Annotated in this window: 24 protein-coding genes; 13 read left to right on the top strand and 11 right to left on the bottom strand. The window is 64.9% G+C overall.

Annotated elements, in window-relative coordinates:
- Nucleotides 1-198 precede the first annotated feature (198 nt).
- The 4 genes from KMAL_RS09815 to KMAL_RS09800 all read right to left on the bottom strand — a co-directional run bounded on the left by KMAL_RS09815 (nt 199) and on the right by KMAL_RS09800 (nt 4,683).
- A complete protein-coding gene (locus tag KMAL_RS09815) occupies nt 199-1,185 on the bottom strand; it encodes a zinc-dependent alcohol dehydrogenase family protein (protein ID WP_110095530.1) in 987 nt (328 codons plus the stop codon).
- A 125-nt stretch (nt 1,186-1,310) separates the two neighbouring features.
- A complete protein-coding gene (locus KMAL_RS09810; RefSeq protein ID WP_167400067.1) occupies nt 1,311-2,483 on the bottom strand; it encodes a GNAT family N-acetyltransferase in 1,173 nt (390 codons plus the stop codon).
- Nucleotides 2,484-2,560: 77 nt separating this feature from the next.
- Complete coding sequence (locus KMAL_RS09805) at nt 2,561-3,028, bottom strand: RidA family protein (protein ID WP_110095529.1); 468 nt, start codon at nt 3,026-3,028, stop codon at nt 2,561-2,563.
- Nucleotides 3,029-3,066: 38 nt separating this feature from the next.
- The gene (locus KMAL_RS09800) at nt 3,067-4,683 is read right to left on the bottom strand and encodes a TSCPD domain-containing protein (RefSeq protein WP_110095528.1); all 1,617 of its coding nucleotides are present in this window, start codon (nt 4,681-4,683) and stop codon (nt 3,067-3,069) included.
- Between the two features lie 253 nt (nt 4,684-4,936).
- Here KMAL_RS09800 and KMAL_RS09795 point away from each other — a divergent pair, with 253 nt between their 5' ends.
- The 7 genes from KMAL_RS09795 to KMAL_RS09765 all read left to right on the top strand — a co-directional run bounded on the left by KMAL_RS09795 (nt 4,937) and on the right by KMAL_RS09765 (nt 9,570).
- The gene (locus KMAL_RS09795) at nt 4,937-5,305 is read left to right on the top strand and encodes an NADH:ubiquinone oxidoreductase subunit NDUFA12 (RefSeq protein WP_110095527.1); all 369 of its coding nucleotides are present in this window, start codon (nt 4,937-4,939) and stop codon (nt 5,303-5,305) included.
- Nucleotides 5,306-5,363: 58 nt separating this feature from the next.
- Nucleotides 5,364-5,963, top strand: a complete 600-nt coding sequence (mlaD, locus tag KMAL_RS09790) for an outer membrane lipid asymmetry maintenance protein MlaD (RefSeq protein ID WP_239020058.1) — start codon at nt 5,364-5,366, stop codon at nt 5,961-5,963.
- 2 nt (nt 5,964-5,965) lie between these two features.
- Nucleotides 5,966-6,196, top strand: a complete 231-nt coding sequence (locus KMAL_RS09785; protein ID WP_110095526.1) for a hypothetical protein — start codon at nt 5,966-5,968, stop codon at nt 6,194-6,196.
- Nucleotides 6,193-6,858, top strand: a complete 666-nt coding sequence (locus KMAL_RS09780; RefSeq protein WP_110095525.1) for a DUF2155 domain-containing protein — start codon at nt 6,193-6,195, stop codon at nt 6,856-6,858. The genes KMAL_RS09785 and KMAL_RS09780 overlap by 4 nt, the downstream gene beginning before the upstream one ends.
- 106 nt (nt 6,859-6,964) lie before the next feature.
- Nucleotides 6,965-7,717, top strand: a complete 753-nt coding sequence (gene otsB, locus KMAL_RS09775) for a trehalose-phosphatase (RefSeq protein WP_110095524.1) — start codon at nt 6,965-6,967, stop codon at nt 7,715-7,717.
- Nucleotides 7,705-9,057 carry an alpha,alpha-trehalose-phosphate synthase (UDP-forming) gene (locus KMAL_RS09770; protein ID WP_110095523.1) on the top strand — a complete coding sequence of 451 codons (1,353 nt, stop codon included), beginning with the start codon at nt 7,705-7,707 and terminating at the stop codon, nt 9,055-9,057. Before otsB ends, KMAL_RS09770 begins: the two co-directional genes overlap by 13 nt.
- Before the next feature lie 27 nt (nt 9,058-9,084).
- Entirely contained in the window at nt 9,085-9,570 is a 486-nt protein-coding gene (locus KMAL_RS09765; RefSeq protein ID WP_110095522.1) for a disulfide bond formation protein B, read from the top strand.
- On the opposite strand, the gene KMAL_RS09760 is transcribed toward KMAL_RS09765, so the two are convergent.
- Entirely contained in the window at nt 9,527-9,703 is a 177-nt protein-coding gene (locus KMAL_RS09760; RefSeq protein WP_003617451.1) for a DUF1328 domain-containing protein, read from the bottom strand. The two genes, KMAL_RS09765 and KMAL_RS09760, sit on opposite strands and share 44 nt — an antisense overlap.
- Nucleotides 9,704-9,930: 227 nt before the next feature.
- On the opposite strand from KMAL_RS09760, the gene KMAL_RS09755 reads away from it, so the two are divergent.
- From KMAL_RS09755 to KMAL_RS09745, 3 genes are all read left to right on the top strand, one after another.
- Complete coding sequence (locus tag KMAL_RS09755; RefSeq protein ID WP_110095521.1) at nt 9,931-11,976, top strand: NAD(+) synthase; 2,046 nt, start codon at nt 9,931-9,933, stop codon at nt 11,974-11,976.
- A 241-nt stretch (nt 11,977-12,217) separates the two neighbouring features.
- On the top strand, nt 12,218-13,585 hold the full coding sequence (locus KMAL_RS09750) for a hypothetical protein (protein WP_146044191.1): 1,368 nt from the start codon (nt 12,218-12,220) through the stop codon (nt 13,583-13,585).
- Between the two features lie 419 nt (nt 13,586-14,004).
- Complete coding sequence (locus KMAL_RS09745) at nt 14,005-14,274, top strand: HU family DNA-binding protein (RefSeq protein WP_003617455.1); 270 nt, start codon at nt 14,005-14,007, stop codon at nt 14,272-14,274.
- Nucleotides 14,275-14,355: 81 nt separating this feature from the next.
- On the opposite strand, the gene KMAL_RS09740 is transcribed toward KMAL_RS09745, so the two are convergent.
- The 3 genes from KMAL_RS09740 to KMAL_RS09730 are packed head-to-tail and all read right to left on the bottom strand — an operon-like array spanning nt 14,356 to nt 17,083.
- Nucleotides 14,356-14,940 carry a LutC/YkgG family protein gene (locus tag KMAL_RS09740; RefSeq protein ID WP_110095519.1) on the bottom strand — a complete coding sequence of 195 codons (585 nt, stop codon included), beginning with the start codon at nt 14,938-14,940 and terminating at the stop codon, nt 14,356-14,358.
- Nucleotides 14,937-16,343: a lactate utilization protein B gene (locus tag KMAL_RS09735; protein ID WP_110095518.1), complete on the bottom strand. Its 1,407-nt coding sequence runs from the start codon at nt 16,341-16,343 to the stop codon at nt 14,937-14,939. The genes KMAL_RS09740 and KMAL_RS09735 overlap by 4 nt, the downstream gene beginning before the upstream one ends.
- Nucleotides 16,340-17,083 carry a (Fe-S)-binding protein gene (locus KMAL_RS09730; RefSeq protein ID WP_110095517.1) on the bottom strand — a complete coding sequence of 248 codons (744 nt, stop codon included), beginning with the start codon at nt 17,081-17,083 and terminating at the stop codon, nt 16,340-16,342. Before KMAL_RS09730 ends, KMAL_RS09735 begins: the two co-directional genes overlap by 4 nt.
- Nucleotides 17,084-17,185: 102 nt before the next feature.
- Between KMAL_RS09730 and KMAL_RS09725 the strand changes: the two genes are divergently transcribed.
- Nucleotides 17,186-18,127 carry a LysR family transcriptional regulator gene (locus KMAL_RS09725; protein WP_110095516.1) on the top strand — a complete coding sequence of 314 codons (942 nt, stop codon included), beginning with the start codon at nt 17,186-17,188 and terminating at the stop codon, nt 18,125-18,127.
- A gap of 77 nt (nt 18,128-18,204) precedes the next feature.
- Here the strand turns inward: KMAL_RS09725 and KMAL_RS16935 are convergent, their stop codons facing one another.
- The 3 genes from KMAL_RS16935 to KMAL_RS09710 form a co-directional block, all read right to left on the bottom strand.
- Nucleotides 18,205-18,462: a hypothetical protein gene (locus KMAL_RS16935; RefSeq protein WP_146044190.1), complete on the bottom strand. Its 258-nt coding sequence runs from the start codon at nt 18,460-18,462 to the stop codon at nt 18,205-18,207.
- Nucleotides 18,463-18,657: 195 nt separating this feature from the next.
- Complete coding sequence (locus tag KMAL_RS09715) at nt 18,658-19,731, bottom strand: zinc-binding metallopeptidase family protein (RefSeq protein ID WP_110095514.1); 1,074 nt, start codon at nt 19,729-19,731, stop codon at nt 18,658-18,660.
- A gap of 102 nt (nt 19,732-19,833) precedes the next feature.
- On the bottom strand, nt 19,834-20,676 hold the full coding sequence (locus KMAL_RS09710; protein WP_239020057.1) for a transglutaminase family protein: 843 nt from the start codon (nt 20,674-20,676) through the stop codon (nt 19,834-19,836).
- A 311-nt stretch (nt 20,677-20,987) separates the two neighbouring features.
- Here KMAL_RS09710 and KMAL_RS09705 point away from each other — a divergent pair, with 311 nt between their 5' ends.
- Complete coding sequence (locus KMAL_RS09705; protein WP_110095512.1) at nt 20,988-22,460, top strand: circularly permuted type 2 ATP-grasp protein; 1,473 nt, start codon at nt 20,988-20,990, stop codon at nt 22,458-22,460.
- Nucleotides 22,442-23,485: an alpha-E domain-containing protein gene (locus KMAL_RS09700; protein WP_110095511.1), complete on the top strand. Its 1,044-nt coding sequence runs from the start codon at nt 22,442-22,444 to the stop codon at nt 23,483-23,485. Before KMAL_RS09705 ends, KMAL_RS09700 begins: the two co-directional genes overlap by 19 nt.
- Nucleotides 23,486-23,588: the final 103 nt, after the last annotated feature.

Genomic DNA, 23,588 nt, shown 5'->3' with positions numbered 1-23,588 from the left:
ATCCGTTTTCTTGCCAAGGCACAGCGGTTCCATTTTCGCCCATTGGGCGTCTGTCAGTACGAAGCGATCCATGCAGACCTTGAATCACAATCACACGCTTTTAAAAACCATAATTCCCAACAGACCCTGCAAAAAAGCCGGCACCCGAAAACATTTTTCTGTTCAATATCAGTCTGCTATCCAAACCCAAGGACAGCATCAGGGCACCAGGACGGCCGCCCCTTCGAACCGGCCATGGCGCAGGTCGTCAAGCGCCCGGTTGGCATCGCGCAGGGGATAGGGGGTCGTCGTCGTGCGTACCCCCACGCGCGGGACGAGTTCGAGGAAGTCGATCCCGTCCTGCCGCGTCAGGTTCGCGACGGAGACAAGCTGCCGTTCCTCCCACAGCAGGTCGTAGGAAAATGCCGGGATCTCGCTCATGTGGATGCCCGCGCACACGACGCGCCCGGCCTTGTGCACCGCCTTCAGCGCGGCGGGCACCAGCGCGCCCACGGGGGCGAAGATGATCGTGGCGTCCAGCTGCTCGGGCGGGAGTTCATCCGACCCGCCCGCCCATGTCGCGCCGAGGTCACGGGCGAATTCCTGTGTCTTCGTATCGCCCGGCCGGGTAAAGGCATAGACCCTGCGCCCCTGCCACAGGGCCACCTGTGCGATGATGTGGGCGGCGGCGCCAAAGCCGTACAGGCCGATGGTCTGCGCGTCCTTGCCCGCGATCACCAGCGAACGCCACCCGATCAGGCCCGCGCACAGCAGGGGGGCCGTGGCCACGTCGTCGGTGCCATCGGGCAGGGGGAAGGCGAAATGCGCATCCGCCACGGCCATCGTGGCGTAGCCGCCATCGCGGGTATAGCCGGTGAACAGCGGATGGTCGCACAGGTTCTCCCGCCCGGTGTCGCAGTAATGGCAGTGCCCGCAGGTGTGGCCCAGCCACGGGATGCCGACGCGCTGCCCGATATGCAGGTCGGTGACATTGGGGCCGAGTGCATCGATGCGCCCGACGATCTCATGCCCCGGCGTCAGCGGATGGCCGGGAAAGGGCAGGTCCGCGTCGACCACGTGCAGGTCGGTGCGACAGACGCCACAGGCCCCGACCTTGACGCGGATTTGTCCCGGTCCCGGTTCGGGGTCCGGCAGTTCGGTCCATTGCAGCGGGGTGTGCGGGGCGTTCAGTCTCATGGCGTACATGGCGGTTGGTCCTCCCTCATCGTCAGGTCCGTGCGCACGGGGCACGCGCGGCCGCAGGGGAATATCCTACCACCACGGGGTACGCGGGCGCATGACCTGCATCACCGATGGGCGGGCCGTGGCGTTCAGCTTTGCGTGCGGTAGGGCGTCATTGCGTCGAGCGCCTCCATCTCCCCAAGGATGGCGGTGCGTTCATGTTCCACGAACTCCGCCACCGCATGGCGCAGGCCGGGATGTTCGATCCAGTGCGCGGAATGGGTCAGGCAGGGGCGATAGCCGCGCTGCAGCTTGTGTTCCCCCTGCGCGCCCGCCTCCACCCGGCGCAGGCCGTGGCTGATGGCGAATTCCATCGCGCGGTAGTAGCACAGTTCGAAATGCAGGAATGGCCAGTCGCCCCGGTCACAGCCCCAGTTGCGGCCATACAGCGTGTCGCGCCCCATCAGGTTCAGCGCGCCCGCCACTGGCGTCCCGTCCTGGCGCGCGACCATCAGCACCACGCGCTCGCCCAGGCGTTGCGACAGCAGGGAGAAGAACGGGCGGCGCAGGTAGGCGCTGCCCCATTTGCGGTCCACGGTGGAAAGGTAGAAGCGGTAGAAATGGTCCCACAGGTCCTCGGTAATGTCGGGACCGCGCACCACCTCGAACGTCAGGCCGCAGCCATTGGCGTCGCGCCGTTCACGCCGCAGCGTCTTGCGCTTGCGCGAGGCGAGGGCGTCGAGGAAATCGTCAAAGCTGGCATAGCCGGGATTGTCCCAGTGATACTGCACCCCCAGACGCCGCAGCCAGCCTTCGTCCCCCATCAGGTCATATTCGCCCCGTTCGCAGAACGTCACATGGGTGGAGGACAGGCCCAGTTCCCCACAGGCCTGCCGCAGCGCGCCGACCAGCGTCCGGGCAAGCCGCGGGTCGTCGCGCCGGTCCGCGCGCAGCAGCAGGCGTGGGCCGGGCACGGGGGAGAAGGGGACGGCGACCTGCAGTTTCGGGTAATACTGCCCGCCCGCCTGCTCGAACGCGCGGGCCCATTGCTGGTCGAACACATATTCGCCGAAGGAATGGGATTTCGCATACATCGGGGCCACCGCCACCACCGACCCGTCCGCCGCGCGCAGGGCGGCGTGCTGTGGCAGCCAGCCGGTGCGTGCGTCGACCGACCCGCTGTCCTCCAGCGCGGACAGGAAGGCGTGGCTGACGAACGGGTTGTCCCCGCCCGCGCACAGGTCCCACTGCGTCGCGGGGATTTCCGCGATGCGGCGGTGCAGCGTCAGGCTGAGCCCTGCGCAAGGATCGGTGTCAGGCATCGCATGATCCCCGTGACGATGTGCCGCCGCCCCCTGCCGGGACAGTCGGGCGCGCGGCCATGGGTGGGACGCAGGGATCAGGCGATTTCGAACAGGCCCTCGACCTCGACCGCCGAATCCAGCGGCAGGGACGGCACGCCCACGGTGGAGCGCGCATGGCGGCCCGCATCACCGAACACGGCGACGGCCAGGTCGGACGCACCGTTCATCACGCTGGCATGCTGCGTGAAATCAGGGGTGCAGGCGATGAAGCCGCCCAGCCGCACGACCCGCTTCACGCGCGACAGGTCGCCGATGGCTGCCTTCACCTGCGCGATGACGTTGACCATGCTGTAGCGCGCGGCCTCCACCGCGACTTCCACCGCCACGCTGTCGCCCAGCTTGCCGCTGGCATACAGCTTCCCGTCCACCAGCGGCAGCTGCCCCGACACGACGAGGGAGGAGCCGGTGATGACGGCAGCGACGTAATTGGCGACCGGGGCGGCAGGCGTCGGCAGGACGATGCCAAGCTGCCTGAGGCGTTCTTCGGGGGTATGTGCGGACATCGGGTCTGTTCCTGTTTTCCTGTGGCGTGCAAACGCCGTCATACAACCAGCCGCAGCCTGCCGCGTCGCGGCGGCGGCGTTTCGTCATTGTCGCCGCCCGAATGCCCCTTTGCCGCGTATCCCTGCGCCACATGCCCCTGCGCCGGAAGGTCCAGCGGCAGCATCGGCGATGGCGCCGGCGCCAGGCTGTCCTCGTGCGGGGCATCAGGCAGCCTGCGGCCAAGATAGGCATCGGACAGCGCCCTGAACGCATAATCCAGCATGGATGTCGCATAGGACGCAACCGCGTCGCCTTCCACGGTGCCCGCCGGGCCGAAATGGCTGTAGGCAAACGCGTCGACATAGATTTCCAGCGGTGCGCCATATTGCAGCCCGATGCTGACGGCCTGCCCCAGGCTGTCCATCAGGCCGCGCGTCATCGGGCTTTCGCGCGTGGGCGTGATCGAGATCTCGCCCAGCGTCCCGTCCTCATACTCGCCGGTGCGCAGGTACAGCCTGTGGCCGCCGACGCTGGCCTTCTGCGTGAAGCCGCCATGGCGCGGCGGCAGGGCGCGGCGCACGCCACGTTCCAGCACCGCGCGGGTCTGCAGCGTGTCGCGCATGGAATCGGGGCGCGGCGGCATGCGGTCGATGAAACCCGCCAGCGCGCGATACATCGCCTGGTGGGAGGACGCATCGGGCAGGGGCAGGACGACCTCGCCCGCCAGCATGGCGGCGAACGCGGCCTCCAGCGTCAGGCCACGGCAGGCCAGGCGCGCCAGCGTGCTGGTCGCCAGCCGTCCGTCGGGACGCAGGGGGGAGAATGCAGGCGCCAGTCCGCAGGCCTCCACCCCCAGCAGGGCGTCGATCGGGCCGGGGGCGGAAAACCCGGTTTCCACCCGCGCCATGGGATGTTCGGTTTCCACCGCCGCGTCCTGCCACACGGTGCGCGCGATCTGGTTCACGCCGGGGACGACGCTGCGCACGGGTGGCAGGGGCAGGGCGTCCGCGCCCTCGCCCGCATGGGCCACCAGTGTCGCCAGCGCGACAAGGCTGCATGCCGCGTCGCGCCCGCCCTCGCTGTCATAATCGAGGCCCAGCCCCGCAAGGCAGGCGTCAAGGTTGGTCAGCAGGATTTCGCCCGCGACCATCGCGCGTGTCCCCGTCGCGTCATCCGGCGCGGTGGTGGTTGCGGGGGCCGCGGGATCGTTGAGCGGCAGTTCCCCGTTGCGCAGCGCCGCCTTCTGCTGCGCGATGGTGCGCAGCACGCGCGCCAGCAGGCGCAGGGCGGCGACGAAATCATCGGCGCGGAAGCCGATGTCGGGATGCACGAACGCGGCGAGGTTGACGATGAATCCCGGCCTGCGGTCGAAATGCCCGTGCCACAGCGCCTCCGTCGGGGCGGCCTGGCGCAGCAGCAGCAGGCAGGAGAGCGAACGCGCGACCGGTTCGATGACGGGGCGCGCGATTTCGCCCGCGCACAGGTCATCGATCCATCGCGCCGCCTCGTGCGTCAGGTCGACGGGACGGTGGCCCGGCGTCAACCGCGCGAGCGCCTCCGCCGCCGTATCGTCCCAATCGGCGGGAAGGGTGACGGTGCGGGGGGCATCGTCGGGGTCCGCGGCGGCCTGCACGGTACGCATGCGAACGCCGTTCCAGTGGCTTCGTGCTGTCATGGGGGCAGTCTATCCCCGCGCGTTATCGCCCCGGAACCCGCGCGACGGGGAGTCGCAACTATACATTCCACTGTATATCGTGGATATGGGGGATAACTTTGCGTGAACGGCGCGCGGGACGCCGCGGGTGGTGGTGGCGGGCGTGCCTGCGCCGCGCCACGGGCATGGATGTCGCGACGTTACGTGCCCGGCATGGGCATGATCCCGCAGATGTGACGCCGTACCTGCGCGAAATGCCGCTAGGCTGCGGGCCATGGCAAATCTCGGCACCCGTATCTATACCAGATTCAAGGGCCGGCTGGTTGGCAAGGATGCCGATGGCCGGTGCTATTATGAGGCCCGCACGGCCAACCGGACCGGTGGAGGTCTGAAGCGGCACGAGCGCTGGGTCATCTATCACAAGGGGGAGGATGCGTCCGCCGTCCCGCCGGAATGGTGGGGATGGCTGCATCATGTCGATGACGCCCCCCTGCCCGAAAGCGCGCGCAGGTCGTGGCAGATCCCGTACCAGCCCAACCAGACCGGGACACCGGACGCCTACCGTCCGCCCGGCAGCGACTATCGCGGCGGGCAGCGGGCTTCAACCACCAGCGATTATGATGCATGGTTCCCCGAAGGGTGAAACGCACGGCATAACCTGTTATGGGTGATGCTGATCGATTTTGGGAAAGCATCGCGTCATGGTTGCTGGGGTTTCAGCACGTCCGGAACGGAAACCGGCGGATCTTCTGGCCGGGTTCGCGGTCCTTGCACTGCTGGGCGGTTTCCTGGCCTATGCCGTGATCGACAAGGGCCGCCCGGCCGAAAGCGGATATCGCCTGAATGCGACATTCGCGCATATCGACGGGCTTGCCGTCGGTTCGGACGTGCGCCTTGCCGGGATCACGGTGGGGCAGGTCGTCGATGAACGGGTGGACCCGAAGACGTTCGCCGCGGGCGTGACCTTCACGGTGCGCCCGGACATCAAGCTGCCCGACGATACGGCGGCCATCATCACCAGCGACAGCCTGCTTGGCGGGAAATACATCGCGCTCTCCCCCGGCGGGGATGACAGGATGCTCCGGCCCGGCGCCACGATCGGGGAGACGCAGGGCTCCATCAGCCTTGAGCAGCTGCTCAGCAAGTTCATCTTCTCCGTCACCGATACCCTGACGCAGGCCAACCAGGCCCGGGCCCATGCGCAGCAGTCCGGCGCCACGGACACGACGGCGGCCCCGGCGGCGCGGCCCCCGGCTGCCCCCGCGCCCCTTGACGCGCCCACATCCGGCAGGGAGCCATGAGGATGGGACAGGGTGACAGTGAGGACGACGCCATCCCCGCGATCTGGCCCCAGCCCGACGGGCAGCCGGTCTCGTGCCGTGAGAAACTTCTGGTGCTGCGTGAAAACTATGTCGAACTGCATGATGTCATGCGCGACGCGTTCGAGGATGCGATCCTGATGGGTGTGGATGAGGCGCAGATGCGGCGTATCCTGATCGAACTGGTCAACAGGATGCGGAGTCCCCACGCATGAGGCGCCGGATGCGTGCCGCCGTGTGTGTCGCGGCCCTTGGCGTTTCGCTGGCTGGCGGGGGTGTGGCCCTTTGCGGCGTCGCCCGTGCCGATGCGCCGCAATGGCTGCCGCCGCCCGCGATGTACCCGCCCGATACGTGGAAGGGGCGCGCGGTTGCGGTGGTGCGGATCCTCGACAAGCTCGATGCCCATGTGCAGGTCTTCGATATCCCCGCCGGGCAGGATGCGACCTACAAGAGCCTGACGCTGCATGCGCGTGCCTGCCTTGAACGGCCGCCGACGCTGCCCGCGGATACGGCGGCATGGCTTGCGGTGCGCGACGCGCATGAGGGGATGACCCCGTTCGACGGGTGGATGCTGCGGCAGGAACCGGCGCTCGGCGTGTTCCAGAACCCGCTTTATGACGTGCAGGTCGTCGGGTGTGGCGGGGCGGATGTCGCCCCCATCCCGCCGCCGCTTGCGGTGGTGCAGCAGCAGGCCCCGCCCCCCGTGACGCCCGCGACCGATTCCGCGCCCGCCGCCGGTCCGGCCGCGCCACAGCAGGGGGGGAGCACCCTGCCGCCGCTGCCGCCCATGCCACCGCCGCAGGCGGCGCGCCCGATGCCCGCCCCGCCGCCGCCGGGCGATGAGGGGTCGGCGGCTGCCCCACTCTTGCTGCATTGATATGCAAACGTACCCCGACGCCACGTAAACGGGGGACTGGCGCCGCCGTTCCCCGCCCTTGCGTCGATATCCCTGCCCGTTCGGTTTCCCGGAGGTCTGAACCAATATGAGCCTGATGTCTTCCCTGCCCGGCCACGGCGACATGCCCCCTCCCGACAAGACCGCGTTCCTGCTGGATTTCGATGGCACGCTGGTGGAAATCGCGCCAACGCCCGAATCGGTGAAGGTACAGGCCGGACTGCTGGCAAGCCTGCGGCGGCTGCGCGCGAAATGCGCGGACGCGGTGGCGGTCATTTCGGGCCGTCCCATTGAACAGATCGACTTTTTCCTTGGCGATGTGCCCTATGCCGTGGCGGGGGAGCATGGCATTGCCGTGCGGCGCAGCCCCGGCGGGATCATCCACCGCGCCAACCTGCCCCCCGTGCCGTCCGCGTGGCTGGCGCAGGCGGACGCGCTGGCGGTGGAGCATCCCGGCGTGCGGATCGAGCGCAAGAAGGCGGCGGTCGTCCTGCATTTCCGTGGCGCGCCCGATGCCGGCCCGGCCCTGCGTGACGTGGCGGATGGCTGGGTGGCGTCCGACCCGCGCTTTCACGTGCAGGAAGCCAAGATGGCGTGGGAGATCCGCCCCGCCGGCATCGACAAGGGCCATGCGGTGCGCGACCTGATGCGCGCCGCGCCGTTCGCGGGGCGTTACCCGGTCTTCATCGGTGACGACGTGACGGATGAGGACGGGATCCGCGCGGCGGTCGCCCTTGGGGGAATCGGCCTGCGCATCCCGCGCGATTTTGCAGACCCGGCCGCCGTGCGGGCCTGGCTTGCGGCGCTGTCCTGTGGGGGGGATGACACATGGGGCGCCTGATCATCGTCTCGAACCGCGTTCCCGCCCCGCGTGACCGCAGCCAGCCCGCCGGTGGGCTGGCGGTCGGGCTGAAGGATGCCCTGCGTGAAGGCGATGCGCTGTGGTTCGGCTGGTCCGGGCGGCAGGTGGAGCATATGGAGGGCGATCCCACCCCCAGCATCGACCGGGTGAAGAACGTCACCTATGCCACCATCGACCTGACCCGCGCGCAGCATGCCGGGTTCTACCAGAATTTCTCCAACGGCATCCTGTGGCCGCTGTTCCATTACCGTGTCGGGCTGATGAACTATTCCCGCATGGACTGGGAAATGTACCTTGGCGTCAATGCCATGTTCGCGCGCACGCTGCGCCCGCTGCTGCGGCCTGACGACACGATCTGGATCCATGACTACCACCTGTTCCCGCTGGGCCAGGCGCTGCGTGACCTCGGGGTGAAGTGCCGGATCGGCTTCTTCCTGCATATACCGTTCCCGCCATGGAGCCTGGTGCGTGCCCTGCCGGGCGCGGAACTGCTGCTTGAGGACATGCAGAGCTATGACCTTGTCGGCGTGCAGACGCCCGAGGACGCGGAAAACCTCAACCACGCGCTGCGCATGAACCACATGGCCGAACGCGGGCAGGCGTTCCCGATCGGCATCGACCCGGTGGAATTCCGCGCGCAGGCCGAAGCCAGCATGGAAGGGCCGGAGGTCAGCCGCCTGCGCGACAGCCTGCGCGGGGCGCAGCTGGTGCTGGGGGTGGACCGGCTGGATTATTCCAAGGGCCTGCCCGAACGCTTCAAGGGGTATGAGGCGCTGCTGTCGCGCTATCCCGAACATCGCGGCAGGGTCACGTTCCTGCAGGTCGCCCCGATTTCGCGCGGGAATGTGGAGGAATACCGCCAGCTTCGCTGCCAGCTTGATGAGCTGACGGGGCGGATCAATGGCGCCTATTCCGAATTCGACTGGACGCCGATCCGCTACATCACCCGCCCGATCTCGCGCGATGTGCTGGCCGGGTTCTACCGCATGGCGGATGTGGCGCTGATCACCCCGCTGCGTGACGGGATGAACCTTGTGGCCAAGGAATATGTCGCAGCCCAGGACCCGGCGGACCCCGGCGTGCTGATCCTGTCGCATTTCGCTGGCGCCGCGCCCGAACTGGACGAGGCGATCCTGGTCAATCCCTATGACACGGACGAAATCGCCGATGCGCTGCACCAGGCGCTGACGATGCAGCGCCCGGAACGCCAGACCCGCTGGATCGCGCTGGAGAAGGAAGTCAGCCGCACGACGGCCGTCAGCTGGGCCAATGATTTCCTTCAGGCGCTTGACGGGGCACCCGTTTCTGTCTCTTCGTAAGGGATGATGAGAGGCACGGGATTTGTAATGGCGCTGGCGGGCACGCTGGCGCTTGCTCTGGCATGGTGGACGGAGCACGCGCTGGGCCATGTCCCGTGCGGGTTGTGCCTGTGGGAAAGATGGCCGTACCGCGTGCTGGTGGGGCTGGGGATCGGGGCCATGGTGCTGCCGCGTGACGCCGCCCGCCCCGTGCTGTGGTGCTGCATGCCGGTGCTGCTGGCGTCATGCGGTCTGTCGGTCCTGCATGTGGGGGTGGAGCAGGGATGGTGGCCCAGCCCGCTGCCGGAATGCCGGGCCCCCACCTTCCACGGCGGCACCTTTGCCGAGCGGCTGGCCGCGATGCCCGTGCGCCCGGCCAAGCCATGTGACGCCCCGACCTATCTGGTAGCGTGGCTGCCGGTTTCCATGACCGCGCTGAGCGGCCTTTACGCGTTCATGCTTCTGCTGCTCGTGCCGCGTGGGCTGAAGGTCAAGGGACGCTTCCGCGGCCGCGGCCGAAAAACAATCCAATGACGAACAGTATGATGAAGATGAAGAACAGGACCTTCCCGAAATAGGCGAAGGTCGATGAAATCCCGCCAAACCCGAAAACCGCAGCGATCAGGGCCAGGACGAGGAAGGTGATGGTCCAGCGTAACAGGTCCATATCCGCGCTCCTTCAGTTGGTGTGTCGCATGGGGCCGGCCGGTCGGTGGCGTCCATGCGTCTCATGTAAATGTTTCATGTCCGGCGAAGTTCACCGCGATGGGCATATCGTGAAGGTGCGGGGTTTGTGACGGGCGGGATGTGGGAGTACATCTGGTGGCCCGTGCATGCGGCGCGCCCGCGCGGTTGGCGCATGGCCGGGTTGCGGCATCAGGCGGAGGCAGTTTCATGACGGATTTCCTGGCACTCTATCGTCATGGTTTCGCGCGGGTCGCGGCCTGCACGCTGCCGGTGGCGCTGGCGGACCCGCAGGCCAATGTCCTGCGTACCCTGCAGCAGGCGCAGGCGTGCGACGCGGATGGGGTGGCGATTGCCGTGTTCCCCGAACTCGGCCTTTCGGGTTACGCCATCGAGGACCTGCGCCAGCAGGATGTCGTGCTGGAACGCGTGGACGCGGCTGTGGCCGAACTGGCTGCGGGCAGTGCGGACCTGTTGCCGGTGCTGGTGGTCGGCGCGCCGCTGCGCCATGGCGACGGGCTGTATAACTGCGCCGTCGTGATCCACCGTGGCCGTGTCCTTGGCGTGGTGCCCAAATCCTACCTGCCCAATTACCGCGAATTCTACGAGGCACGGCAGTTCGCCCCCGGCGCGGGCGTGCGCGGCGCGCATATCCGCGTGGGCGGGCAGGAGGCGCCGTTCGGGACGGATATCGTGTTCGAGGCGCGCGATGTCACGGGCCTGACGCTGGGGGTCGAGATCTGCGAGGACATGTGGGTGCCCCAGCCCCCCAGCACCCGCGCAGCACTCGCGGGGGCCAGCGTGATCGCCAACCTGTCCGCCAGCGACATCACCGTGGGCAAGGCGCAGACGCGCACCCTGCTGTGTCAGGCCCATGCGGCGCGGTGCCTGTGCGCCTATGTCTATGCCGCGGCAGGCGAGGGGGAATCGACTACCGACCTTGCTTGGGACGGGCAGGTCTCGGTGTTTGAAAATGGCGTCGTCCTTGCGCGCAGCGACCGCTTTCCCACCGGTCCCGCCCGCGCGGTCGCGGATATCGACCTCGACCTGCTGCGCCAGGAACGCATGCGCATGGGCACCTTTGGTGACAACCGCCGCGCAACGGAGGGGGACGGCGCATGGCGGCGCGTGGGCTTTGTCCTGAACCCGCCGATGCGCGATATCGGGCTGCGGCGAGAGATCGCGCGCTTCCCCTTCGTGCCGTCGGACCCCGCCCAGCTTGAACAGGACTGTTACGAGGCATTTGCCATCCAGGTCTCCGCCCTGAAGCAGCGGATCCGCACGTCGGGCGCGCGGCGCATGGTGATCGGCATTTCGGGGGGGCTGGATTCCACGCATGCCCTGCTGGTCGCGGTCAGGGCGGCCGATGAACTGGGGCTGGGGCGTGACGTGGTGATGGGCTATACCATGCCCGGCTTTGGCACCACGGCGGGGACGCGCTCGAACGCGCTGGCGCTGATGGAGGCGCTGGGCGTTACGGCGGCGGAAATCGATATCCGCCCGACCGCGCGCATGATGCTGGAGCAGATGGGCCATCCCTTTGCCGAAGGGGAGGCGGTCTATGACGTCACGTTTGAAAACGTGCAGGCCGGGCTGCGCACCGATTTCCTGTTCCGGCTGGCGAACCAGTCGGGCGGCATCGTGATCGGCACCGGCGACCTGTCGGAACTGGCGCTGGGGTGGTGCACCTATGGCGTGGGCGACCAGATGTCGCACTACAACGTCAATGCGGGCCTGCCCAAGACGCTGATCCAGCATCTGATCCGCTGGGTCATGTCCAGCGGCGACGAAGAGGCGCGGACCTGCGCCATCCTGCGCGACATCCTCGATACGGAGATTTCGCCCGAACTGATCCCCGCGCACGAAGGCCACCCGGTCCAGAGCACGGAGGCGCGAATCGGTCCCTACGCCCTGCAGGATTTCAACCTGTATTATGTCCTGCGCCACGGGTTCCGCCCGTCGCGCATCGCGTTCATGGCGTATCATGCCTGGCGTGACGCGGCATGCGGGGCATGGCCCCCCGGCTTCCCCGAGGAGCGCAAGGTCGCCTACCCGCTGGAGGAGATACGCCGCTGGCTGCTGGTCTTTGTCGAGCGTTTCTTCGGCTTCAGCCAGTTCAAGCGTTCGGCCATGCCCAACGGCCCCAAGGTGCTGGCGGGTGGCGCCCTGTCGCCGCGCGGGGACTGGCGCGCGCCATCGGACGGGAATGCGCGGCTGTGGATCGAGGAGATCGAGCGCGTCGTGCCCCTGAAGTGATGCCCGTGCCCCAATTCGCGTAATCTGCCGGACAGGTCGCTCTCTTCGAGAATTGTTAACCTCCTTCTGTCTATTCCTGCGTGCGGGATCGGACGCGCCGTGCCGGTGATGGCGGCGGTCCCTTCCATGGCGGGATGCAGGCGGTTGGTCCGCAACGCATGCAGGTCCCCCCACAGGTTGGAACTGATTGGTGGCGGGGCGCACGGCCCATGTCCGCAACACGGAACAGGGAGCGCAAAGCATGCAGGCTGTAAGCATCACGGGTGCGCAAGGGACGACCGTCTCCATCGCCACGGACAGCACATTCACCCATACCCTTGCCCAGCAGTACGCACAGCAGGTGACCGCGACGCTGGCAAGCGACACGATGGTCGCCGGGACGCCCGGCACGGACCAGGCCAGTGCGGCGCGCACCTTTGTCGATATCACGTCCGGCGGGACCTACACCCTTGATGGCAGCGATGCGGGCATTGTCATTGGCGGCCTGAATGGCCAGTCACTCAGCCAGGCGGTGTCGGTCAATGCCGCGGGCGTCACGACACCGGTGAACGTGATCGCAGGCGACCTTGGGGGGATCACCTATACCGCCGGAAGTGAATCCGGGGTCTTCACCGCCGCATCGGGCAACAATGTCTTTGTCGGCGGGTCGGGGGATTACGTCGTCAATACGGGCGCGGGCCGCGATACCATCAGCACCGGGACCGGACAGGATACGATCAATGCCGGCATCGGTGCCGCTGCCATCTACCTTGCCGCCGCCAACAACACGGTGGACCTGAAGGGCGCGGATACGGTCTATGGCGCCAATAACGCGGCGCAGAACGTCACGCTGGAGAACAGGAGTTCGGTCTCCGGCAGTGCCAGCCTCGACATCGGGGCCAAGTCGCGTGTGACCGATACCGGCAGCGGCAACAGCATGACCGTGCATGGCGGCAGCACGGTGACCGGCGGCACGGATGACAGTGTGACGCTGATGAACCAGCAGGGCCTGTACGGGCTGGAAGACCTGCTGGAGGCCCAGACGATGAACAGCGAGGCGGGCGATACGATCTCCGCCACCGGATTCGTGACGGTCAATGACCCGACCGGCGGCGATGTCAGCGTCGATGGCTGCCTGCGCTTCCTCAATGCGCGTGGCACCGCCACCGTCAGCGCATGGCGCAGCACCATCTATGGCGCCGCCGGGACGGATGACCTGAACATTACCGCCAGCGACGATACCTATACCGATTTCGATGGCAGCCAGGGTTCGGGCAACGAGCTGTTCAATGGCGCGAATTCGACGGGCGATATCGACGCCGTCGGCGGCAGCGGCCACAACACCCTGATCGGTGGCAGCGGCAACAATACCCTGTCCGGTGCGAACGGCATCAATGATTTCATCTTCATCAAGGGGCATGCCGGCGGTCAGGACATCATCAAGGACTTTGGCAAGTCGTCAGCGAATGTCGTGGAACTCAGCGGCTACAACATGACGCAGGCCTCTTTGCAGGACATGATTGCCAGCGCCACCGTAACAGGTGGCAACACGACGGTATCTTTGTCGGACCATACGCGCGTGACATTTGTTGGCGTGACCGACCTGGGGGCGCAGAATTTCAAGGCATAAGGTTGCCCGCCGGTCCCTGCATGATCCGCCCCGGAAGCATCCGGGGCGGATTTTTCATGTCCATGGCCCTGTGGCATCGCGGGGGCCGGTTTTGCCATCGTGCCTGTCATATCGGGTCTTTTGCGATGGTTTCCTGCCGGCAAAGATGACAGGCATGTGAAATAATGATACAGATTCGATATAAACGATTCCATCTTCGCCAAAGTTGGTATCATATCGTCTACTTCGGCAAGAGGCGGAGCTTTTGCTGATCTGGACAGCAAGATTTGGCATGTAATGACAAAAAATCTCTGGCGTAACCTTGTCTGCCGCGTTACAAGCCGCGACCGCCCGGCCTGATGGTTCATGCACCGTTACGGGCGGGACCAGGATAAGTCCTAATTTTATACAGCATGGTTTGAAAGGAGCAGACAGTCTCGATGAGCAAAGCCTTTATTGCCGCCGTGATTCAGGATTCGATCGATTGCACTGGCGTGGCCGCCAACCAGGCTGCTTCGGATCTGATGGAAGCCATTATCAAGGAACTGAAGCGCGAAGGCGGTTTCACCCTGCCGTCATTCGGTACCTTTACCGTCAAGAAGACCAAGGCGCGCAAGGCGCTGAACCCCCGCACCGGCGAGCCCGTCAAGGTCAAGGCCGGCAAGACCGTCCGGTTCAAGGCAAGTCCCAACCTGAAAAAGGCTGTCTGATACAGTTACGCCCGCCGGTCGTCCCGTAATGGGGCAACCGGCGGGCGGACATGTTGCTTCCGGCGGGGCCGGACGCCCGGTTCAGGTGAACCAGACGCTCAGGCTGCGTACGCCCTGCGCACCACGGATCAGCACGCCCTGGATATCCGCCGTGGCGGAAGGGCCACTCATCAGCACGCCATAATTCGCGCTGCGGAATTCCGGGCGCTTCTGATAGGCCGTGTGCATGTTCGCCGTGATTTCGTCCGGCGACAGCAGGATGACGATATGCTGCGCCAGATGGGCCAGCGAATTGAGGGGCAGCTGCTTCTCGCTCAGGAAAATCGATCCCGTCTCCGCGATGCCGAAGGCCGCGCGCACGACGGCAATGTCCACGTCCTTGGCGTCCTGCGGGGTCTTCAGCGTTTCCGCGCGCATCGTGCCGTTGGTTTCCGGCACGGCGGAGCAGACATTCTTTGCATCGGGGAAACGCCGCGCGATCGCCGCATCAAGCGTCTCATCGCCCTGGCGTTCCAGCACGTCACCGCCAAGGATCTTCAGCGAGGTGATGAAACGCTCCCTGCTGGCGTCAAGGTCGCCAAGGGTCGCGACCGGCGGCAGGGGATACTGCTCGGGGGAGGGGCGGTTGGTGCGCAGGGCCTGAAGGATTGTATCGCGCGCGTTCATCGTGATTCCTCGGTCTTGCCAGCCTTGTTCATCCGGTTGGCCTTGTACCATGAATGGAATGTCTGCTTGACCGGATGGGGGTTTTCGCGGTGCTTGCCCCATGGGTTGAGCCAGTTGTACAGCGCAAAGCGCGGCAGCGTGCTCAGCGATGTTTCCGTCGCGCTGATGGCGGCGCGGTACAGCTTCGGCTGCCCCATCAGCTTGCCCGCCATGTGCATGATCTCGCGCTTGACGAACGGCATTTCATGGTGCTGCACCAGCACGCGACGCCATTTGTACAGCTGCTCGTGGATGTTGATCTTGACCGGGCAGACATTGGTGCAGCTGCCGTTCAGCGTGGAGGCATAGGGCAGGGTGCTGTATTTGCGCTCGTTGAAGGTCGGGTCGATGATCGCCCCGATCGGCCCGGAATAGACCGCGCCATAGGACAGCCCGCCCGAACGGCGATAGACCGGGCAGGTGTTCATGCACGCCCCGCAGCGGATACATTTGAGCGAAGTCCAGAAATCGCTCATCCCCAGTCGTGCCGAACGTCCGTTATCGACGAGGATGACGTGCATCTCCCCGCCCTTCTGCGGTCCGCGGAAATGGGACGTGTACTGCGTGATCGGTGATCCCAGCGCACTGCGTGACAGCAGGCGGATGAACACGCCAAGGTCGGCCATGCGCGGCACGAGGCGTTCGATGCCGATGGTCGCGATATGCAGGTTGGGCACGGTCGCGCTGAGGTCGGCATTGCCTTCGTTGGTGCACACGACAAAGGTGCCGGTCTCCGCGACGACGAAATTGCCGCCGGTCATGCCCGCATCGGCGTGCAGGATCACGGGACGCGCCGCCTGGCGCTGCGCCTCGGCCAGCAGGTGCGGGTCGCGGATGCCGGGGTCGGTCTTGTAATCCTTGGCAAAGATGCGTGCGACGTCCGATGTCAGCTTGTGCACGGCGGGCACGACGATGTGGCTGGGAAGCTGGTCGTCAAGCTGCTGGATGCGTTCGCCAAGGTCGGTTTCGGTGACGGTGACGCCGCGCTTTTCAAGATACGGTCGCATGTCACATTCCTCGGTGACCATCGACTTGCTCTTGATCAGGCTGCGTGCGTTGTGCGCCTGCAGGATCTCGCCCACGATGCGGTTATGCTCCGCCCCGTCGCGCGCCCAGTGGACGTGGATGCCGTTCTTCTTGGCGTTTTCCTCGAACTGCTCCAGGTATTCGGGCAGGCGGGAGAGCGTGTGTTCCTTGATGCGCGAGGCCTCGGTGCGCAGTTCCTGCCATTCGGGCAGCATGTGCATCTGGTCGTCGCGCTTCTGGCGCATGTCCCACAGGCGTTCGTCATGGAACTTCAGGTGGGGGGCGTCTTCGAGGAACTTCTCGGCAGCCCTGGCGTGGTTGACCGGCCTGTTGCTCATGACCGTGCTCCGTTGAGGATCTGTGCGATATGGATGAAGCGGATCGGGATGCCCGCGCGTTCGGCGCAGCCCTGCTGGTGCATGACGCACGATGAATCCGCCGAGACGATGTAGTCCGCGCCCGCCTGGTAATGGTCGCGCACCTTGTCCACGCCCATCCGTGCGGAGACCGCTTCCTCCGTGACGGAGAAGGTGCCGCCAAAGCCGCAGCATTCGTCAGGCCGCTTCGGGGTGACGAAGCGGATGCCCTTGACCTTCGACAGGAGGTCCATCGGCTTGGAGAACGGCTTTTCACCGAGTTCCGACATGCTTGCCGTGCGCAGCGCGCGCAGGGTGCCGCAGCTGTTGTGCAGGCCGACGGTGTGGTTGAATTCCGCCCAGGGGAACTCCTCCACCTTCAGGATGTCATGCAGGAATTCCACCAGTTCATACGTGTTTTCGCGCACATGGCGGACTTCGTCGGTCTGGGGAATGGCATCGAAATTGTCGCGTACGTGGTGCGTGCAGCTGCCGGACGGCATGACGATCTTGTCAAACCGGGCGAAGTTGCGCACGAACAGGGCCTCGGCAGCGGCAGCGTCGGAGTTGCAGCCGGAATTGCCCATCGGCTGCCCGCAGCATGTCTGGTCCAGAGGGTATTCGACGTCCTGTCCCAGCTTCTCCAGCAACTCCAGCGTGGCAATGCCGGCCTGCGGGTAGAAAGCATCAATATAACAGGGGATAAACAGGCCAATCTTCATCAGGGAGCACTCATCCTTAGCAGATGGGGGAACGTGGCGCATGGCATGTTATGGCGTCAAATATATATTGAACTAGGTTTCCATATATTATTTATATGCCAAATGGATTTAAGACACCTGCGCTATTTTGTCGCCGTCGCGGAAAATGGCAGTTTCACACGTGCGGCCGAACAGCTGGGCATAGAACAGCCCCCCCTGAGCCAGCAGATCAAGCAGTTCGAGAACGAGCTTGGCGTGCTGCTGTTCCAGCGCCTGACGCGTGGGGTGCGCCTGACGGAAGTGGGGGTCGTCCTGATGGACCAGGCCAAGGCCATCCTTGGCATGCAACAGCAGTTCCTGTCCATTGCCACCGGCCTGGCCCGGGGTGAGCGCGGGCACCTGCGGGTCGGGCTGGCGGGTGCGGTGTCGCTGCTGCCGCTGATCCCGCAGACCGTGCGCCGCTTCCGCGAGGAGTGGCCCGATGTCACCATCTCGCTTGAGGAAAGCAATACGCCAGCCCTGCGCAAGGCGCTGCATGACCGGGCCATAGATATTGCAATCGTCCGCCCGCCCGTGCCCGATGGGGGGGAGGGGCTGATCGTCTCGCCCCTGCTGGCGGAACCGACGGTGGTTGCGCTGCCCAAGGGGCATGCGCTGGCCTCCCGCCCGCGCCTGGAACTGGAGATGCTGGCGGATGAACCGCTGATCATCTTCCCGCGTGAACTCGGGCCGGGATTTCATGACGCCATCCTGTCGGCCTGCCAGAACGCGGGCTTCACCCCGCGCATGGGGCAGCAGGCGCCACAGATCGCCTCCACCGTGCCGCTTGTCGCGGCGGGGCTCGGGATTTCCGTGGTGCCGCAGTCATTGCACCAGATCCATTCTGGCGGGGTGACCTATCACTCGCTCGGGCCGAAGGCGCCAAAGGCGGACCTTGCGATCGCCATGCGCGCGGGACAGCATTCGCCGCTGATTTCGCATTTCGTCGCGATCCTGCGCGATGCCTGCCGGGACATGCAGTTGCCCGCGGGTGACGGTGACGATACCGAGTCCGTGGAAAAATGAAAAAGGGGGAACTCCCCTGTGGAAGTTCCCCCCTTCACTGTCAGTCACGACCCGCCCGCAGGCGGGGTCATGCCATGTCAGTTCTTGTTTTCTTCGTGACCATGGTGGCCATGGCGATGCTTGCCTTCATGGTGCTCACCATCGTGATGCTCACCCTCGCGGTGCTCGTTGCCATTTTCGCCTTCGCGGTGCTCACCTTCATGGTGATCACCCTGCTCGTCATGATGGAATTCATGATGGTCGTTGTTGTTGTTGTCCTGCGCCATTGCGGGAACGCCATACGCGCCCAGGGCACCAGCAATACCAGCGATCATCAGAAAACGTGTGAACTTCATGAAATGTACCTCCTGTTTACGAGACAATAAGGCATTTGGAACGCGACCTTATAGTGTCTTTAATGTGTACGAATGTTACAATCGGATGCAATCTAAAAAACACGGTCACATTTTGTTAATAAATCCGGCATCAGTATCAGCGCCAAGCCATGCGCTACATGTATTTCTGCCATGCTGCGTTCGGTGGGGCCTGTTTTACTGTGTCCGTGCAGCCTGTACCAACTGGTGGATGAAGTCCAGTTTGCGCAGGATGGCCGGTGTCAGCACGAACGGATAGAAATCCGCCAGCCCCATGGAGCGGTTGAGGCTGTTGACGGCATAGGTCAGCGGCAGCCACCCCTGCGCGATGGTGTCGAATGTCGCCACGTCATAGGGGTTGTCGGTCATCATCGCGCGCAGGGTGTGGGGATTGCCGGGCTGTTCGCGCACCGTCATGCCATAGGCCCACGCCGTCTCCAGCGTGGAGACGATGTGCAGGTAATGCGCCCATGTCTCGGCAAAGTCCTCCCACGGGTGGCAGGTGGCATATTCGCTGACATACTGCGTGCGCCATCCCTTGGGCGGCCCATTTTCGTAATGGCGTTGCAGCGCCTGCTGGTAATCCATGCGGTCATCGCCGAAAATGGCCCGGCATTGTGCCAGCCACTGCCCGTCGCGCACCAGCAGGTTCCAGTAATAATGCCCGATTTCATGGCGGAAATGGCCCAGCAGCGTGCGGTAATGCTCCCCCATTTCCATGCGCATCTTCTCGCGCTGGGCATCATCGGCTTCCCGCAGGGCGATGGTGATCAGGCCGTTCTGGTGGCCGGTCATGACGGGGGTTTCGTGGGGAACGTCGTCAAGGAAATCGAAGACCAGCCCGTCGCGCGGGTCCTCCCGGCGCGTGTGCATCGGCAGGTGCAGGCGCAGCAGCGTATAGAACAGCCGGTGCTTCGCGACCTCGATCTTGCGCCACCGTTCCAGGTTGCCCGGCACCGACAGGTTGGGGATGGTGCGGTTGAACTGGCACGCGATGCAGAATTCCTGCCCCTGCTGGCTGGCGGGGATCAGCCAGTTGCACGCGTCATGCGCATGGTTGGCGCAGAAACGGTACGGGCCGTCATCCGCACGCGGGTCGAGCGCATGCCAGGCGAGGCCGCCATCGGTGGATGTCAGCGCGGACAGGCTGTTGATGGTCGGGAGGTAGCCCAGCTTGTGCCCGCAGCGTTCGCAGGCCGTATTCTCGAAGAACAGGACCTGATCGCAAGACTGGCAGGAAAAGAGTTGCACGGCTGTTTGCTTTCCGTAACGCGAAAGGGGGCATGCGCCATACCCCGTGGGGAAAGTCAGGATATGGCATCCCCGCGTGGGTCCTGACAGTCCTTATCTACATCATTGGCCTTCAGGGTCAGTGACCTTCGTGTCGCCGTGATGGCCGTTACGGTGCAGCGTCATCGAAACGTCGAGTGTCGCGTTGCAACTGTCGAGCAGTCCCGAAACCGGGGCGACCTGTTCGGGCCGCAATGCCACCGCAAGGGGAATATGCCCCTGCGACGCCAGCAGTCCCGATGTGGTGTCGAATCCCACCCATCCCCTGCCGGGGACATGCGCCTGTGCCCAGGCATGCAGGTCGCAGGCGGCATCACCGGCATCGGGCTGGATCAGGTATCCCGATACGAAGCGCGCGGCGATGCCCATATGGCGCAGGACCTGGATGAACAGCCATGCGCTGTCACGGCATGAACCCGTCTGGCGGGCCAGGGTTTCCTCCGCCTCCCAGACGCCGGTCTCCATGCGGGTGCGATAGGCGATGCGCGTCGCGATCATCCGGTTGATCGCCACCAGCCGTGCCACGGGATCGGGATCGTGGATCGCCATGGCGTCGGCAAGGAAGGCGCGCAGGTGCGGGCCGGCGGGAAGCGGTTGCGTGAACGCCGCAGGCGGACTGCCCAGCGCCCCGGTGCGGGGACGGAGGCCCGGCGCGAGGGGGGCAAGGTCCGCCGTCAGGCGTACCGTGATGTCGAAATGCCGGACCTTCTGCCCGAACGTGACGCAGGCCTCGTGATTGCCGAACGCATCATGCCGCCATGTCCGCTGGTGGCCGTGGGGCAGGATGTCCATGGCATAGGAGGCGATGGGTGTCGGGCATGTCGCGTCGGGCCGCAGGCGGATGGTCTGCGGGCCAAGGGAAACCGGGCGGTCGTAACGGTAGCTTGTCCGGTGAACCAGTGTCACGGGCCGGTTCATGACAGGGGAGCTTTCATGAAAGCATGTCGTGCAAGAAAAGGCATCATGTTCCCGGACCGCCATGCGCACCGTGTATCAGGCAAGCGATCTCCATGAATTGCATGACTTTGTCGCCAGCGCCATACGCGACGGTCATTTCGTGGCAGGAATGGCGAAAAAGAAAACGGGATGCAGATTTCACCTTGGCAAGGACGTGTTTTCTTGCTCCGCTAAGTCATAAGCGTAACGAAATGGCAGGTGGGTGGGCATGTTTCCGTCACGCCTGATCCTCCTTCCGCCATGGGTACGGGAGCAGGGGCATGAATGATACGGTAGGGCGCACCAGGACACAGGGTGCGGGACTGTTTGCGACATATGACGTGCCATCGTCCTTTTGCGAACTCATGAACCGTGCCGACCTTGCCTCTCCCGGCCTGCGCTGCGTGCGTGACCGGCTGGCGCATTTCGACCTTGATGAACTGCGCCGTCGCACCGCTGCGGTAGAGGCGCAGCTTTACCGCCTTGGCATCACCTTTACCGTCTATACCGACAACCAGGCCATCGACCGCATCCTGCCCTTTGACGTTGTGCCGCGTGTCCTGACGGCGGCGGAATGGGACCACGTGGAACGCGGCGTGCGCCAGCGCGTGCAGGCGATCAACCTGTTCCTGTGGGACATCTACCATGACCGCCATATCCTGCGTGACGGGATCATCCCGTCGGAAATGGTGCTGGGCAATGCCAATTACTGCGAGGCCATGATGGGGCTCGACGTGCCGGGCGGGGTCTATGTCCATGTCAACGGCACCGACCTCGTGCGGGACCCGGCCGGGCGTTTCCTGATCCTCGAAGACAACGCGCGCACGCCTTCGGGCGTGTCCTATGTCATCGAAAACCGGCACATGATGCTGCGCATGATGCCGGACCTCGCCTCCGGGCTGGATATCCGCCCGGTTGACGAATACGGCCTGCGCCTGCATCGCGCGCTGGCGGAAACCGCGCCGCAGGGTGTGGCCGACCCTCAGGTCGTGCTGCTGTCGCCGGGCATCTACAACGCCGCGTATTTCGAGCATGTCTTCCTGGCCCGCGAAATGGGCATCCCCCTGGTGGAGGGGCGCGACCTCGTGGTGGTGGATGGCCGCGTCTTCATGCGCACGGTGGCCGGCCTGTCGCCGGTCCATACGATCTATCGCCGCCTGAATGACGATTTCCTTGACCCGCAGGTCTTCAACCCCGACAGCCTGCTGGGCGTGCCGGGACTGGTGGACGCCTATCGCCGGGGGAACGTCACCATCGCCAACGCCATCGGGACGGGGGTCGCCGATGACAAGGCGGTCTATGCCTACATGCCGCGCATCATCCGCTATTATCTGGACCAGGACCCGATCCTCGACAATGTGGAGACCCATATCTGCGCGGAGAAGGCAGGGCTGGACTACACGCTGGCGAATCTGGAGCAGCTGGTGGTCAAGCCGGTCGGGGAGTCCGGCGGGTATGGCCTGCTGATCGGCCCGCATGCCACCTCGGCCGAGCTTGAGGATTTCCGCGCGCGGCTGCAGGCCGACCCGGCGAATTACATCAGCCAGCCGGTCATCAACCTCTCGGTTTCCCCCACGCTGTGCCCGGCGGGGCTGGAGGCGCGGCATGTGGACCTGCGTCCCTTCGCCGTGACCGGCAGGGAGACATGGGTGCTGCCCGGTGGCCTGTCGCGCGTGGCGCTGCGCAAGGGGTCGCTGGTGGTCAACTCCTCGCAGGGTGGTGGTTCAAAGGACACATGGGTGCTTGCGTCATGACAAATCTTTCGGTTTTCCCCACGCCTGTCCTGCCGGGATTGCATAACCTGCTGTCACGTTATGCCGAGAGCATGACATGGATGGCGCGCTACATGGAGCGCATCGAAAACCTTGCCCGCCTGATCGAGGTTACGGGCACGTTCGTCCGCCCCCGCAATGGCCATGCGGGGTGGGACTCCGTGCTGCAGATCAACGCGGACGAAGCCCGGTTCTTCGCCATCCATGAACAGGCGTCGGAACATGCGGTGGTCGGGTTTTATATCACCGAACGCGACAATCCCGGTTCCATTGCCGGGATGGCGCATGCGGTGCGGGAAAATGCCCGTGCGCTGCGCCCGCTGATCTCGACCGAGATGTGGATGCACCTCAATGTCTTCACGCAATGGGTGCGCGACCTGACGCCGTCCGATATCCGCGCGGGCAGCCTGTCGGGCATCTGCACGCGCCTGAAGCAGGAATGCCAGACCCATTTCGGTATTACCGAAGGCACGCTGTACCGTGACCAGGCATGGTTGTTCTATGTGCTGGGCAAGCATCTGGAACGCGCGGACCAGATCACCCGCCTGCTGGACATCAAGTATCATACCCTGCTGCCGCGCGGCGCGGATGTGGGTTCCGACATCGATACCAGCCAGTGGACGTCCGTGCTGCGTTCGGCCGCAGCCTACCACGCTTTTCGCCGCGTACTGCCATCGGGGATGGCGCCGGTGAACATCGTGGGGTTCCTGCTCAAGAATGACGGGTTCCCGCGCTCGCTCTCCACCAGCCTGCGGCAGGTTCATTCCGCGCTGGGCCTGCTGGCGGGGGAATACCGCCTGCGCCATGGCAGCCACATCCTTGAACGGGTGGAGGAGTTGCGCGTGACCCTGGCGGAGCAGACCGCTGATGAGATCATCCAGCGCGGCCTGCATGAATATATGGAATGGATCCAGTGCCAGTTGCGCCAGATCCAGGAGGAAATCGCACAGGCCTTCTGGCCCGTGGCCCCCATGTCCACCGGTATCGCGCAGGGACAGGCGCAGTAACCCGGCAGGACTGCACCGGAACGAAAAGAAGTTTTTGGTGAAGCTTTTTTCAAAAAGCTTCGAAAGACGCCGCCTTTTTGAAAAAAGGCGGCACCCGGAAACT

This window comes from Novacetimonas maltaceti (assembly GCF_002906255.1).
Classification (GTDB): domain Bacteria; phylum Pseudomonadota; class Alphaproteobacteria; order Acetobacterales; family Acetobacteraceae; genus Novacetimonas; species Novacetimonas maltaceti.
The sequence above is the reverse complement of the archived record's forward strand: the minus strand, read 5'-3'. Positions and strand labels throughout refer to the sequence as shown.